Below are 15,024 nucleotides of genomic sequence, written 5' to 3'. Positions count from 1 at the left end.
ACTATTTTTTAATACACTACAAAGATAAAAAATTAAACTATTAAAATAGGTAAATATTATATGGTTAATCCACTAAAAGAAGGTGAAAAAGCACCTGAGTTTTCATTACCTGATCAAGACGGAGAGTACATCAGCTTAAAAGATTTTAAAGGTCAACGTGTTTTAATTTATTTTTATCCCAAAGCCATGACACCAGGTTGTACCGTGCAAGCTTGTAATTTACGGGATAGCTCTGACGATTTTAAAAATTACGATGTGGTGATCCTCGGTATTAGTACCGATAAGCCTGAAAAATTATCTCGATTTGTTGAAAAAGAACTGTTGAATTTTACTTTACTTTCTGATGAAAATCATGAAGTCGCCCAAGCATTTGGAACTTGGGGTGAAAAGGAATTCATGGGTAAAACCTATGAAGGTATTCATCGAATTAGTTTTTTAATTAGCCAAGATGGTAATATTGAAAAAGTCTTTGATAATTTCAAAACGAGTGATCATCATGAAGTCGTTTTAGATTATCTAAAAAATCAATGTAAATAATTTCTAAAGCAGATTAAATTACTTAATCTGCTTTAATTTCTTCTAAAGTATTATTATTAATATCTTCAGGTGTTGGCCAAGCGTTGATAATAGCTTTAACTAATGTTGCCAAAGGTATAGCAAAAAATATTCCCCAAAATCCCCATAATCCACCAAACACGATCACTGCAACAATAATAACTAAAGGATGAAGATTTAATTTCTCTGAAAATAAACAAGGAACTAATAAATTACCATCCAAAGCTTGTATTAAAACATAACAGAGAATTAAATAGCTAAATTCAGGACTTATTCCCCATTGAAAGATAGCTATTAAAACCACTGGAATGCTTGAAATAATAATACCAATATACGGAATCAATACCGATAAACCTACAAAAACAGCAAGTAATAAACCATAATCTAATCCAAAATAACAAAACGGAATATATACGCATATAGCTAAAATGACGATGTGTAATACATTACCAACGATATAATTTGAGATTTGCATGTCCATCTCAGCGGCAACTTTATCTAAAATTGTACGATTTTTAGGTAAGATTTTAGAACAATAAGCCCATATCTTGGTTTTATCTTTTAATAAAAAAAACATCATTATTGGCACCAAGACTGCGTTAATTGCCACAGAAACAAATCCTAATAAAGAAACAATCGAAAATTGCAATAATGAGTTACCAGTTTGCACAACTCTATTGGTAATACCTTGAATTATGGAATCAAATAACCCTACATCAATTAACTCAGGATAATGTTCAGGTAGTGTAGTTAAGAAATTATTAGCAAAATTGAGCATATTAGGGATATTGGTTATCAAGCTAATACTTTGTTGCCAAATTAATGGTAGTAAAATCATAAATCCAACAAAAACTACCATAATAAACAGTAATAAAACAATTACGACGGCGAATGTTCTTGGTAGACCTCGTTTATGTAAAAAGTTAACTGGGCTATCAAGTAAATATGACAGTACAATGGCAATTAAGATAGGTAACAGAATTTTATTGAAAAAATAGATGATAATAAATAAGCCTAAAATTACCGCCATTAATGACACTACATGCGGATCACTGAAACGCTTTTTATACCATTCCATAAACATTTTTAACATTAAAATTCTCCTATCATACTTATTTCTTTAAATTATACACTCTTTGATTGATTATTTTTTAAAACCACCTAATATACCACGGGTGATTTTTCTACTAATTTGATTAACTACTTGTCTGGTGGCACTTTTAGCTAATTGTTGAGCGATACCATCATGCTGTCCCCCTTTTGGTCCTTTCGAACCAAAAAATATTGAACTGAAAAAATCAAGCAATCCACCACCGTTTTTATTTTGTTGGTTATCAGCGTCATTATTGATGTTTTGATTATTTTTATCGGTTTGAGAGTTAGATAAGTTATCAAATGAAAATCCATTTTTTAATATCTCATAAGCAGATTGACGATCTATAGTTGATCGATATTTATTGTAATACTGGGAATGTTGAATAATTGCCAATTGATTTTCTGGTGACATAGTCCCCATTTTCGATCCTGGCGCAATCACAAAACCACGTTCGACCATATTTGGACGACCTTTTTCATCTAAAAATGAAATTAAAGCTTCACCAACACCCAATTCCATGATCGCTTTTTCAGTATCAAAACTTGGATTAGCACGCATTGTTTGTGCAGCAGTCTTAACAGCTTTTTGATCTTTCGGAGTAAAAGCCCGTAGCGCATGTTGAACACGATTACCTAATTGCCCGAGAACGGTATCTGGTATATCGGTCGGATTTTGTGAAGCAAAATAAATACCCACACCTTTGGAACGAATTAAGCGTACTACTTGTTCAATTTTTTCTAATAATGCTGGCGAAATATCATTAAACAATAAATGGGCTTCATCAAAAAAGAATACTAATTTCGGTTTATCTGGATCGCCTATTTCTGGTAAATGTTCAAAAAGTTCGGATAACAACCATAAAAGGAAGACAGAATATAATTTAGGTGAATTATATAATTTCTGTGCGGATAAAATATTGATAATCCCTCTTCCTTCTCTATTTACTTGCATTAAATCTTGAATATCAAGCATTGGTTCGCCAAGAAAGAACGCCGCGCCTTGTTGTTCGAGTGTTAACAATCCGCGTTGAATCGCTCCTATTGACGATAAAGAAATATTACCGTATTGAGTGGTAAACTGCTTGGCATTATCACCTACAAATTGAATTAATGACCGCAGATCTTTGAAATCGAGTAGTAATAAACCATTATCATCAGCAATTTTAAAAACTAATTGTAATACGCCAGACTGAATATCATTTAGATTGAGTAATCGAGCAAGTAAGATCGGTCCTATATCTGATACAGTACTACGAACAGGGATCCCTTTTTCAGCAAATACATCCCATAGTTCAATGGGCGATGCATCAGGTTGCCAATTATAAACTTCTATATTGTCTAAACGAGCTTTTAATTTTTCTGTTAAAACAGCCTTTTCGCCAAGACCAGTTAGATCGCCTTTAACATCAGCAAGAAAAACCGGCACACCAATTTGTGAAAACCCTTCAGCCATTTTTTGTAATGTGACTGTTTTACCGGTACCGGTTGCGCCAGTAATTAAACCATGACGATTAGCTAATGCTGCTACGATGGATAAATCTTTGCCATGACTTTTGGCTATGATGATCGATTCACTCATGGATTAACCTCATGTAAAATTGTTATTTAATATTTGATGTTATAAAAATAATTGGCCAATTTTATCAATTATTTGCTTTTTACTGTTAAAGTTTAAAAGAATATTGTATTCTGAATTAGCAGTAACCGCTATTTTTATTATCCATCTAGCCAATATAAGGAGCCGTTATGTTTCCAGAATATCGAGAATTAATCTCTAAATTAAAAAATAATGATTTACGTTTTCAAAAACTGTTCGATTTACATAATGAACTTGATCAAAAAATTAAAAATATTGAATCTGGAATTACCGTTGATACTAGCGAAACAATAGATGCATTGAAAAAACAAAAATTAAAGCTGAAAGATGAAATTTATGATATTTTAAAGAAAACTAATGATAACCATTTAAAATTATAATTAATTAGATAGTTATGATAAATTAGCAAATAAATGTGAAATTAATGTGTAATAAAAAACCCCAATTACTGGGGTCTTTTATTTTATATCAACTCAAATAGTTACACCAACGATTTCATTACAATGTTGATGATTAAGCTTTTTATTACTTAACTGATTGTTGTTGAGCCTTTTTTTGTTTACGGCTTTTAATTAATACAATTAAGTTTTTATGTGGTGTTTTCATGTGTTATTTCCTTTTTGTTGTAATTGTATGATTCACAAGATATTTTTAATAAATAAAATTTCAAGATATAATTTTACTATATAAGTGAAATTATCATCACTTATATAGTCATCAATAAAGCTAAAACCATTGCCCAAAACGCTTGATATAGATACGTTTCATTAATTGAGCAACACAGCAATAGCTAAATAAAGTTGCTAATAGCCATGGGAAATATGACCAAGGTAATGGTTGTAATCCAATTAATCCACCTAATGGTGAAAATGGAATATATATACCTACTGCCATAATTAGCATTGTCATCACAATAACTGGAAATGCAGCTGTACTTTGCACAAACGGAATTTTTTGTGTTCTAAGCATGTGCACAACGAGAGTTTGTGATAACAATCCTTCAATAAACCAACCAGAATGGAACAGTGATTGCGCTTCAATATTGTTAGCACCGAATATAAACCACATTAGTGCATACGTTGTGATATCAAAAATAGACGATGTAGGCCCTATCCAAATCATAAAACGTCCAATATTTCGTGCATCCCACTTACGTGGTTTTTGTAAAAACTCTTCATCCATCTTATCCCATGGTAAGGAGAGTTGTGAAATATCATACAGCAAGTTTTGAATAAGTAAATGTATTGCTAGCATTGGCAGGAACGGTAAAAACGCACTAGCTACTAATACTGAGAATATATTACCAAAGTTAGAACTCGCCGTCATGTTAAGATATTTCATGATATTACCGAAAGTTTCACGACCACAAATAACACCTTCTTCTAATACCATCAAGCTTTTTTCCAAAAGGATAATATCTGCCGATTCTTTGGCAATATCTGTCGCGGTATCAACTGAGATCCCCACATCAGCATCACGTAATGCAGGCGCATCATTAATACCATCACCTAAAAACCCAACGGTATGACCATTTTCTTGCAATAAACGAATTATGCGTGATTTTTGTAACGGTGTTAATTTGGCGAAAATAGTACGTTGTTCAATTTGTACTTTTAGCTCTGCATCATCCATTGTTTCAATTTCAGTACCAAGTAAAGGAATACCAGGTTCTAAACCTACTTCACGACAGACTTTAATGGTGATTATTTCATTATCACCTGTTAACACTTTCACGCCAACCCCATGTTCGTTTAATGCTGAAATAGCTTCATAAGCACTCTCTTTTGGCGGATCTAAGAAAGTTAAAAATCCACGAATCGCTAAAGCTTTTTCATCTTGAACATTGTATTGCGTTTTAGTCTGGGTAGCTGGAATGTCCTTTATACCAACAGCTAATACCCTAAAACCATCTTTATTATAGTTATGCGCCAATTCAATCAATGCTTTTTTACGATTTTCATCTAATGGCAAATATTCTCCGTTTTCATAAACAAAATCCGAAATTGATAGCATTTCTTCAACGGCACCTTTACAGATCATTAGATGATTATCATCATTGCCTTGAACAACAACAGATAAGCGACGACGAACAAAATCAAAGGGTAATTCATCAATTTTTTTATAAAAACCCTTACCTACTTTTTTCACACTGGTCTTTTCTTCTGCAAAACGGATGATAGCTTTATCCATTAAGTTTTTCATTCCACTTTGATAGTAACTATTGAGCCATGCTAGTTGTAAAACAGATGGATCAATTTGCCCATTAATATCTAAGTGGTGTTCTAAAATAATTTTGTCTTGAGTCAATGTACCAGTTTTATCAGTACATAAAATGTCCATTGCACCAAAGTTCTGAATGGCATTTAAACGTTTCACAACAACTTTGCGCTTCGCCATCCCAACAGCACCTTTGGCAAGGTTTGCACTAACGATCATTGGTAACATTTCAGGAGTTAAACCAACCGCAACAGCTAAAGCAAATAATGCAGCTTCTCCCCAATCGCCTTTCGTAAACCCATTTATTAATAAAACAATAGGAACCATTACTAACATAAAGCGAATCAATAACCAACTTACGCTATTCACCCCACGATCAAATGAAGTTTCGGCTCTCGACCCTACTATTGATTTTGCTAACGAACCAAAATGGGTATCAGCACCAGTCGCTACCACAATAGCAGTTGCTGTTCCACTCACTACATTAGTGCCCATAAAACAGATATTATTAACATCCAATACATTATCTTTATCGATATCGGTAGTATCAACATTGTCACTGTTTTTTTGTGTTACAGCACCTAATGTGTCATATTTTTCAACAGGAATTGATTCACCTGTCAATACAGCTTGGCTAACAAATAAATCGCGTGATTCAATCAAACGAATATCGGCGGGGATCATATCGCCTGCTGACAAATAAACAATATCACCTGGTACAATTTCACTCAATGGTATTTCAATGCGTTCTGGGCTCATATCTTTATGCGTTCGGCGCAATACCGTTGCAGTCGTTCTAATCATGGATTTTAAAGCTTCAGCAGCCTCGTTTGATCTAAATTCCTGCCAAAAACGTAATATCCCACTCAGTGTCACCATAGTGAGGATAATAATAACACCAGTCAGATCAGTCTCTTCACCCCCTTGTAGTGGTAACCAGTAATCAGTAACAAAACTAACTACCGCTAATGTCAACAATACAAATATAAATGGATTTTTAAAAGCTAATAGTAATTGAGTGAAAGCAGAAGGTACTTTTTCACGAGCGACTTCATTTTTTCCATATTGTTCTAATCTTGATTTTGCACTTTCTTGAGTTAATCCAGAAAGACTTGATTGGAAATTAGATAAAATGTTATCAAGACTGTTTTGAGCCTCTTTAAGTGCTTTTATGTTTGAAGTATTTTCTGTCTTTACTTTAGATGTTTTTTTAGTCATAGTCTGTACCTATCCATACTTTTTAGACAAAAGGAACCTATTCCTAAGTTTAATCATAACTAGGTATATATCAGTTCTTATTGGCTAAAATCTAAACGCAAAGCAATAACTAGCCATTCAAGCTAATGCTTGGCATACAATAAAATTTTAGAAAAATTAAAATTAGTTAAGTGTTAGATACAACTTGGTGGCTCTAAATGCTTGTCTGTAAGATATAATACTCTTAGAAGCACTTTAAGGGCGCAATGATGTTTAGAATTTGAGTGATAGCATGTAGAAAACTGCATATCGTTCACCGTTACCGTTTTTATCAATTTCGGCTCGTGAACTGAAAAAATAACTATTTAGACAGGTTCATTAACCGACAATGATGTGTTTGAATTTATCTCCCCACTGTTTGGGGTGACCCGATTGAGTGTCCATATTTCTCCTGTAAATTGAACTCTACCCTTTGGATTTCAACTTTTCTTCACCCTCATTTTTAAACCGCTTTAATAGTTAAAAAAGAAAGAAAAGCTCCAAGGCGGGCAAGTTATACGCTATTCACAAAAAGAAGTCAACCTGCTTTCAAAAAAATATGCCGAGTTCGCTTAAAAACAGCACGTAAAGCTGCTTGAAACTTAAATTTAGCATAAAACTAATACACGTTTTATCCGATATTAGATATAATTTTAATATGATTAATTATTACGGTTTATTGAAATGGAAATCTCAGAATTACTCCATGACAATTGGTTCAATTTGGTTATTATATTCACACTTTCTTGTGTTGCTTTTATATACAAAAGGCCAAAATCCAATAAATACTTCGACAATCTAATCAAATATGCCGATATTTTAGAAAAAACATCGCAACCAAAGTATCAACGTGACTACTTAAGTAATATAAAAAAGAAATTACTTTGGGATAAAATCTGTTTTTATAAATCAGGTGATATAGAAAAAGAGAATATTGCTATGTCACTTGTTAATGCCGACGTAAATAATATTATTGATTTGACACAACTAAATTTATTTACTCAATATTTTACTATCCAAAAAAATCGCCTAATACCACTAGCGTTTTATTCAATTAAAGAAGTTGTGCTTAGCGGCATCATATTAATTTTTGTACTTTTTTTATTACTATTTAATATTTATAGAATCTTTAGTTCACCTTGGATTGTAAATGCCATCATTTCGATTTTGACTATTTTTATTATTTTATTCATTACATGTCGTTTTGCACTCGATCCAATTAAACGATTGAAAACCTATTTGGTCATTCTAAAAAATCAGACTTTTTTACAAAGAGCGAATAATGAACTGGCTAAAATTATTGAAGAAAGACAAGCAAACAGCAATACGTTAGAATGATTGATAGAATAAACAATTGATCAACAAATCGATTGATAACCAAGCGATATAAATAAACAGGATGAACGCTATTTTTGTTAATGCAATTCATCCTATTAATTTAATATGAGGGTTAAGAACGAATATTCAATCGTGCATTTTTCATTTGATTAATTAAATTTGATAATGATGAATTAAGTTGATACATGAATTGTTGGTATGAAAACGATTTCTTACTAATTTCATCTAATTGTAATTCCCAATGCGCTGTCATATCTGGCATGGACATAATATCTGGTAGTGATAAAATCAGATCTTTCCCGATTTGTGTAGAACGAATTGATTTACCTTGTCGAATTAAAAATTGCCTTTTAAATAACAACTCAATAATACCTGCTCGCGTAGCTTCAGTACCTAAACCATCTGTTTCACGTAGGATCTTTTTAATTTCAGGATCTTTTACGAAGCGAGCTATCCCAGTCAATGCAGCTAATAACGTAGCGTCAGTAAATGGTCTTGGTGGCTGAGTTTCTTTACTAAGCAGTTCAGTATCGATGCATTGGACACATTCCCCTTTTTTAATGAGCTTAGTTAATAATCCATTGTTGTTATCATCTGCATCGCTATCGATTTGAATGTTTTTATTTCTGAATAAAATTTTCCAACCTTCATCAAGCATTTGATTGGTTTTTGATATAAATTTCCCTCCTTGAATCTCAACATCAATTTGTAATTCAGAATATTTATAGGCAGGATAAAATTGGGCTAAATATTGGGTTGCTACAACTTGATAGACAGCCTGCTCATTATTGGACAAATTGTCCATTTTGGCTTTACGTAAGGTAGGAATAATGGCATGATGTGCTTCAACTTTTTTATCATTCCAAGCTTTGGAACGTAATGAAAAATCAGCATTATCAATTGCTGTTTGCAGCGCTGGACAATTGTTTTCAATGGCTGATTTTATACCATTAATTTGTTTTAAATGCTCTTCAGGCAAAAAACGACAATCTGAACGAGGATAAGTAATTAACTTATGCTTTTCGTATAATGATTGGCAAATATCAAGTACTTCTTGCGCACTCAAACCATTTTTTTTCGCCATTTCAATTTGTAAAGAAGACAGGTTAAATGGCATTGGTGGAGCAAGCTCTTTCTTTTTATTGCTTACTTTATCAATTATACCGGGTTTATCTTTAATCCGTTGGCAAACATTTTCTGCTAATGCTTTAACAAGTACTCGACCCTCTTCATCTTGATAAGGTTCGCAAGCTTCACTCGGTTGCCATTTAGCTTTAAATGTTTCATTATTTTTGGTTTGCAAAATGGCAAACACTTCATAGAACGGTTTAGGTACAAATTGAGCTATCTCTAAATCGCGTCTTACCACTAATCCCAAAATAGGCGTTTGCACTCGACCAATTGACAGCACGCCTCGATAACCATTTTTTTGCCCTACCAACGTACAAACTCGACTCATATTCATCCCATAAAGCCAGTCAGCCCGAGCTCTAGCTAATGCAGAAGTTGATAAAGGAACATAATCTTGGTTACTTCGCAACTGTTCAAGAGATTTTTCAACTGCATTAGCATTTAAATCGCTAATTAAGCAACGTTGGATGGTTTTACGCTTTTCGGGTGCAAGCTGGCAATAATTTAACACTTCATCCACCAATAATTGCCCTTCTCTATCGGGGTCCCCCGCATGCACAATCTGATCGGCTGATTTAATCAAATCGACCAAGATATTAAATTGTTTTTCGGTACTTCCTTTAGGGACTAATATCCACTTTTCGGGAACAATAGGCAAATCATTTAAAGACCATTTTTTAAAACGTTCATCATAGACTTCAGGAGGCGCTTGTTCTAATAAATGCCCAATACACCAGCTAACCACATCACCATTATTAGCTCGGATAAAACCATTCCCTTTTTGGTGAGGTTTAGGCAATACATCAGCGATAGCCCTAGCTAAGCTGGGCTTTTCGGCAATAAATAAACGAAAAGATTGATTAGTTTGCATAATAATAAGTATTAATCATAAATCCAAACGACATAAGCATTATAGAGTTTATTTTAAGATATAGCCTAAATCAGTGACGATTTTTAAAGCTGCCTGATTATGTCCATCCCAATTTGGTGATATTTGACGATCCAAACAGGCTAAAAGTACATTTGCAGAACAAATCAGTGTAAGTTCCTTTTCTCTTTCTTTTACTATAATATTACTTCAATACTATCATTATATACTAAATAAGATAATGCTTTAGAAAAAAACAACATTATATTTTATAACAATGAATCATAAATCCGATTTTGCAAATTCAAAATATGAAATAAAATTTTTACATAAGTCTTTAGTCACTCAAGTTTGACAATTTGCTAATAAGTATTCTAATCAATAGTTTGTAATTGATAATCTTTGGGTAATTTTGAAACAATTAATTTCAGTTTGTTATGTCCAAATAATGGATTTGAATTGAAACTATAATGCGTTACTTTATCATAATTTTTTTGGTATAGATTTTTATTAAAATTTGCCATTCTTTATAAATGAGAACAGAATGGCACAATCATTACTATATTTTTGGAATATTGCAAAGGAAATTCTGATTAAGTTGGTCTACTAGAAAAATAAACAGATAATATTAATCATAACTGAACTTGATTACAATAGATTATCTGTATAAACAGATCCAATATATTTTTTCTAATAAACATGAATGAATGTTTGAGTCACACTTTCAAACAACGACTTAATGCAATTTTTATTAACAAATTTATAAAAATCCATTATGAACTTGATCGAACAAAAAAATAACTTCAGTTACCACCATTTTTTGAGCTTAAGCCATATTACTGAAATAATACTAATCGCAATAAGCAGTAAAATTAACCCCACAAATGACCATTTATTTTCATTAAAAGGAATACCGGTCAAATTAACACCCAGTAAGCTGGTTATAAAAGTAATTGGTGTAAATATAATGGTAAATAGTGACATTAAATAAATGCGTTTATTCGTCGATTCAGCCAAAATGCTATTAATTTGCTCCATAACTGAACCAATTCTAATTAAACAACTGTCAATTTCAGAAACATAGTGATTTTGCTGATTTGAAATATCATGCAATCGCTGGCGATCATTATCATCAATCCAAGATATTCGTTCTGTTGAAATTTTTACAAAAATGTCCCGTTGTGGTGAAAGTAAACGACGTAATACAAAAAGTTGTTTGCGGACTCTTCCTATTTCTTTATGCGAAAAAATTCGTTGATTTAACAGTAAGTCTTCTAATTTAATAATTTTATTATGAACTCCGTCGAATGATAAATTAACTTGATCACAAATTAATTCAGAAAGCTGAATCAACCAGTCGGCAACATCAACGGGACCAATTCCTTTTTCTAAATTTTCTTTTAATTTTATAATAGCATCTATTTTTTGATGCCTAGTTGAGATTATTAAATTATCGGTAATATAAAAACGAAAAGTGACGATAGGATCGGGCAGTTCATTTGGGGTAAAATTAACACCTTTCAGTACGACTAAAATCCCTGTATCACAACGAATTTCTTTTGGAAATTGATTAGGTTTTATCAATTCATTTTTGACAAGATCAGGAATCAAATTTGTTTGATTGATCCAATTTATGGTTTCGCTTTTAGCAAAATCAAGATGTATCCAGTAAGGTTGGGTCTTTGAAGCTTCTGTTTTGTCATTCAAAGAATTTGCTTTGCCCTTTCCATCCAATTGGCAACTAAAAACAGGTTGTGCTGCTAGTAGATCTGAAACCAGAATAGAACCATTACTATTTTCGTTAATCATCATCAGCCCCATTTATTAAGTTTGCTTAATTATATACTGATTTTGATTAAAAATGCAGTGGATGATTGGTTGTCGAGATTTAACCGTTAAGGGTTTAAATAAATTTGCGGTATTGATGAATAATTAGGATGATTAAAAATCCCTGATTCAACACCATACCATCGATGAATTTTTTCAACCGTTAGCACATCCGCTGGTGTGCCTTGCTCAACAATTCTACCTTGATGAATTAATATAATTTTATCAGCATATAAAGCAGCCAAATTAAGATCATGCAAAATACAACAAACTGCTAATTTTTCTTTGCTAACTAATTGTTTCAATAATCTTAACGTATGTTGTTGATGGTATAGATCAAGAGCGGAAGTCGGCTCATCTAAAAATAACAATTTTTCTGTAGGTTCAGGCTGCCATAATTGCGCTAATACTCGCGCTAATTGTACTCGTTGCTGTTCACCACCAGACAAACTGCGGTAATCGCGGTCTGCCAGTTCTAAACAATCAGTTTGTTGCATACTTTCTTGCACTGCTTGATCAAAATTGGTCTTACCATAAGGAGCGCGCCCCATTGCCACCACTTCTTTCACTTTGAATGGAAACGTTAATTGACTTTGTTGCAACATAACGGTTCTAATTTTAGATAATTGCATTTCAGACCATTGTGATAACGGTTTATTGAGTAAATAACATTCGCCTGAAGCTGGTTTTTGATAACCTGTTAATAAGCGTAAAAGTGTCGATTTACCTGCACCATTGGGACCAATGATAATTACAATTTCACTGGCTTTTATGTTCAAAGACACATCGTTAATTAAAGTGCGATTAGCATAACCAAAAGTTAAATGTTCAGCAGTTAACATCATTAAATACCATCTATTATTTATGTCTTAAAATCAGCCAAATAAAATAAGGACCACCAATCAAACTTGTGAAAAGTCCAACAGGAATTTCAGTAGGTGCAATTAAAGTACGTGCAAAGGTATCTGCTAGTAGCAATAAACAAGCACCACCTAGTGCTGAACCCGGCAATAACCAGCTATGATTAGCGCCGACTCGCAATCGAATCATATGGGGTACAACAAGACCGACAAAAGCAATCATCCCACTAACCGCCACTGATGTACCAATGAGTACAGCAGATAGTAATAATAAATACTGCTTAATTCGTCTCACTTTAATACCTAAATAATGAGCGTCTTCATCACCTAACTGAAGAATATTAAGTTGATGAGAAAGCTTAAATAAACAAATTAAAGCGGGAACAATAAGTGATAACGCAACCAGAACTAAATCCCAAGAGCCCTTACCTAAATGTCCCATGGACCATAAAGAAAGTTGTCGCAGTTGCGCTTCATCACTAATATAACTTAAACAACCCATAACTGCGCCAATAACAGCATTAATAGCAACACCCAGTAATACCATTTTAGCCAAATTACATTGCGAATTTATGCTATAAAGATAAATTAATAAACAGATAAAAAAGCTTCCTGCAAATGCTGCGACCATTTTGCCATACATGACCATAATAGGTGGAAAAATGGCAGGAAACAAAATAGATAACCCAACCATTAAAGCCGCACCACTACTAATGCCAAGTAAGCCCGGATCAGCTAAAGGATTACGAAATAACCCTTGCATCACCGCGCCAGAGGTGGCTAATGCCATTCCAACTATAATGGCTAACATTATTCGTGGCATACGTATATTTAACCAAATGTTCCACAAAGGATCATCCATCGACATATCCACTAGTTTATCAAGAGTTAGTTTTAATGCGCCTGAATTTGCAGAAAATAGAATTAGCACCAATAGAATGGCAAATAATCCCCATAACAAAGAACGATGACTATACTTGCGCACCCATTATCCTCTTATCTGTATTAATTTATTCATTCAACTTGAGCCAATTAATAAATTATTTTCAAGCTAGGATCGACAACACTGTAAGCATGATCATCAATCTGTTGATTGGCAATTTTATTAATAATTATTTTCGCCAAATCAGTACGATAAATAAAACCATGTACTTCTTGTTGATAATAACACTCAGCTTTTTGTGTCATTTCACCATCACGTAATCCACCTGGTCTTAAAATCAAGAAATTTAATTTGCTTGTTTGCAACCAAACCTCGGCTAATGACTTTTCACGAACAGCATGACCAAACGCTTGTTTAGCACGTTCTGATAACGTGGCCCATGAATCACCACAACCTAAAGAAGTGACCAGAATCATTTGTTTAATTCCGGTTTGTTCAGCACAGTCGATAATCACACGTTGAGCAGAATAATTACCTGTTTCGCCGCCTAAGGTTGATATAATAGTTGCTTCACAACCCGCTAATTCGCATAGTTTTTTAACTAATTCACAATCAGTTGCATCACCAACATGAGCTTCAATACCTTGATTAGCCAATTGTTTGGCAAAATTAGCATCACGAACTAATACAATACAACGCCATTGCGGGTGATATTGCTTGGTTAGATGTGCAATTTGATAACCTGTGCCTTGTTTAGGGCTTACACCAAAAATTAATAATGTCTGCATTTTGTTAATAACTTATAATGAATTAATTTTTTTTGCTAATGCACGAAATTTTTCTAATTGATCGGCTTTTAATTGATGCTTTTCGTCACGACCAACAAAGATTTTGAACATTGCTTGTCCTGTGTGATTTAGGAAAATTATTGAAGCCGTTGCCATTTTCATAAATTTACGTTCAATAAATGCAATATATTGACAATGTTCAGCTTTAATATGTCCACTTAACCCTTTTTGATGACGAAGATTAAAGTATCTTTGGCTGTGAGATCCTGTTGGTAATTCGCCAGAAATTTCAGCGATTACATCACCTGTATGAACTAAAAATAGCACATCTCCCCATGTTGTAACTTCTTCCCAGATCGCATCGAAATTACTACCATCAACAATTTTCGCATCAGGTAAAGCTTGAATAACTTGTGTTAATGTAACATGATGATCTTGAGCAATTTTTTCTAATAACTCTTCTGGATCTGTTTTCATATAAGCATTTAAATTATCTAAAAGTGTTGGTTTTTCTGTCATAATAGTATCCTTTAATTATGAAATTTGATGTGGATGTTTAGATTTTTCTGTATTTGATTTAGCCACTCTAGGATGACTATTCATAGATTGTCTCGCTTGAGCCATTTTTT

13 protein-coding genes are annotated in these 15,024 nt (G+C 33.1%); 3 read left to right on the top strand and 10 right to left on the bottom strand.

Annotation, left to right across the window (positions count from 1 at the left end; translation table 11 throughout):
• The first annotated feature begins 60 nt into the window (after window positions 1-60).
• Window positions 61-537 (top strand): thioredoxin-dependent thiol peroxidase, encoded by a 477-nt coding sequence (bcp, locus tag GAPWK_RS05455; RefSeq protein ID WP_025315258.1) that lies wholly within the window; start codon window positions 61-63, stop codon window positions 535-537.
• A gap of 22 nt (window positions 538-559) precedes the next feature.
• Here the strand turns inward: bcp and GAPWK_RS05450 are convergent, their stop codons facing one another.
• Together GAPWK_RS05450 and GAPWK_RS05445 are read right to left on the bottom strand one after the other, a co-directional pair.
• Entirely contained in the window at window positions 560-1,648 is a 1,089-nt protein-coding gene (locus tag GAPWK_RS05450; protein WP_025315257.1) for an AI-2E family transporter, read from the bottom strand.
• A 51-nt stretch (window positions 1,649-1,699) separates the two neighbouring features.
• Window positions 1,700-3,229: a helicase HerA-like C-terminal domain-containing protein gene (locus tag GAPWK_RS05445; RefSeq protein ID WP_025315256.1), complete on the bottom strand. Its 1,530-nt coding sequence runs from the start codon at window positions 3,227-3,229 to the stop codon at window positions 1,700-1,702.
• A 167-nt stretch (window positions 3,230-3,396) separates the two neighbouring features.
• On the opposite strand from GAPWK_RS05445, the gene GAPWK_RS05440 reads away from it, so the two are divergent.
• Complete coding sequence (locus GAPWK_RS05440) at window positions 3,397-3,627, top strand: YdcH family protein (protein WP_025315255.1); 231 nt, start codon at window positions 3,397-3,399, stop codon at window positions 3,625-3,627.
• Between the two features lie 346 nt (window positions 3,628-3,973).
• Here the strand turns inward: GAPWK_RS05440 and mgtA are convergent, their stop codons facing one another.
• Window positions 3,974-6,682: a magnesium-translocating P-type ATPase gene (gene mgtA / locus GAPWK_RS05435; RefSeq protein WP_025315254.1), complete on the bottom strand. Its 2,709-nt coding sequence runs from the start codon at window positions 6,680-6,682 to the stop codon at window positions 3,974-3,976.
• A 702-nt stretch (window positions 6,683-7,384) separates the two neighbouring features.
• On the opposite strand from mgtA, the gene GAPWK_RS05430 reads away from it, so the two are divergent.
• A complete protein-coding gene (locus GAPWK_RS05430; RefSeq protein ID WP_025315253.1) occupies window positions 7,385-8,038 on the top strand; it encodes a hypothetical protein in 654 nt (217 codons plus the stop codon).
• Between the two features lie 112 nt (window positions 8,039-8,150).
• On the opposite strand, the gene GAPWK_RS05425 is transcribed toward GAPWK_RS05430, so the two are convergent.
• From GAPWK_RS05425 to hutX, 7 genes are all read right to left on the bottom strand, one after another.
• Window positions 8,151-10,040, bottom strand: a complete 1,890-nt coding sequence (locus GAPWK_RS05425; RefSeq protein ID WP_025315252.1) for a DNA topoisomerase III — start codon at window positions 10,038-10,040, stop codon at window positions 8,151-8,153.
• Window positions 10,041-10,088: 48 nt separating this feature from the next.
• Window positions 10,089-10,238, bottom strand: a complete 150-nt coding sequence (locus GAPWK_RS15505; RefSeq protein ID WP_407919854.1) for a GNAT family N-acetyltransferase — start codon at window positions 10,236-10,238, stop codon at window positions 10,089-10,091.
• 606 nt (window positions 10,239-10,844) lie between these two features.
• Window positions 10,845-11,846: a zinc transporter ZntB gene (gene zntB / locus GAPWK_RS05420; RefSeq protein ID WP_038517249.1), complete on the bottom strand. Its 1,002-nt coding sequence runs from the start codon at window positions 11,844-11,846 to the stop codon at window positions 10,845-10,847.
• 86 nt (window positions 11,847-11,932) lie between these two features.
• A complete protein-coding gene (locus tag GAPWK_RS05415) occupies window positions 11,933-12,706 on the bottom strand; it encodes a heme ABC transporter ATP-binding protein (RefSeq protein ID WP_202961692.1) in 774 nt (257 codons plus the stop codon).
• Between the two features lie 16 nt (window positions 12,707-12,722).
• On the bottom strand, window positions 12,723-13,709 hold the full coding sequence (locus GAPWK_RS05410) for a FecCD family ABC transporter permease (protein ID WP_038517246.1): 987 nt from the start codon (window positions 13,707-13,709) through the stop codon (window positions 12,723-12,725).
• 47 nt (window positions 13,710-13,756) lie between these two features.
• Complete coding sequence (locus GAPWK_RS05405) at window positions 13,757-14,395, bottom strand: NAD(P)H-binding protein (RefSeq protein ID WP_025315248.1); 639 nt, start codon at window positions 14,393-14,395, stop codon at window positions 13,757-13,759.
• 12 nt (window positions 14,396-14,407) lie between these two features.
• Complete coding sequence (gene hutX / locus GAPWK_RS05400) at window positions 14,408-14,914, bottom strand: heme utilization cystosolic carrier protein HutX (protein ID WP_025315247.1); 507 nt, start codon at window positions 14,912-14,914, stop codon at window positions 14,408-14,410.
• Window positions 14,915-15,024: the final 110 nt, after the last annotated feature.

The sequence above is a fragment of the Gilliamella apicola genome (assembly GCF_000599985.1).
Taxonomy (GTDB): domain Bacteria; phylum Pseudomonadota; class Gammaproteobacteria; order Enterobacterales; family Orbaceae; genus Gilliamella; species Gilliamella apicola.
Note: the sequence above shows the minus strand (reverse complement) of the source record. Positions and strands in the feature narration are given on the sequence as shown.

Coding starts and splice junctions, on each gene's coding strand:
- bcp (WP_025315258.1), top strand. CDS start 61: ATGGTTAATCCACTAAAAGAAGGTGAAAAAGCACCTGAGTTTTCATTA.
- GAPWK_RS05450 (WP_025315257.1), bottom strand. CDS start 1,648: ATGTTAAAAATGTTTATGGAATGGTATAAAAAGCGTTTCAGTGATCCG.
- GAPWK_RS05445 (WP_025315256.1), bottom strand. CDS start 3,229: ATGAGTGAATCGATCATCATAGCCAAAAGTCATGGCAAAGATTTATCC.
- GAPWK_RS05440 (WP_025315255.1), top strand. CDS start 3,397: ATGTTTCCAGAATATCGAGAATTAATCTCTAAATTAAAAAATAATGAT.
- mgtA (WP_025315254.1), bottom strand. CDS start 6,682: ATGACTAAAAAAACATCTAAAGTAAAGACAGAAAATACTTCAAACATA.
- GAPWK_RS05430 (WP_025315253.1), top strand. CDS start 7,385: ATGGAAATCTCAGAATTACTCCATGACAATTGGTTCAATTTGGTTATT.
- GAPWK_RS05425 (WP_025315252.1), bottom strand. CDS start 10,040: ATGCAAACTAATCAATCTTTTCGTTTATTTATTGCCGAAAAGCCCAGC.
- zntB (WP_038517249.1), bottom strand. CDS start 11,846: ATGATTAACGAAAATAGTAATGGTTCTATTCTGGTTTCAGATCTACTA.
- GAPWK_RS05415 (WP_202961692.1), bottom strand. CDS start 12,706: ATGTTAACTGCTGAACATTTAACTTTTGGTTATGCTAATCGCACTTTA.
- GAPWK_RS05405 (WP_025315248.1), bottom strand. CDS start 14,395: ATGCAGACATTATTAATTTTTGGTGTAAGCCCTAAACAAGGCACAGGT.
- hutX (WP_025315247.1), bottom strand. CDS start 14,914: ATGACAGAAAAACCAACACTTTTAGATAATTTAAATGCTTATATGAAA.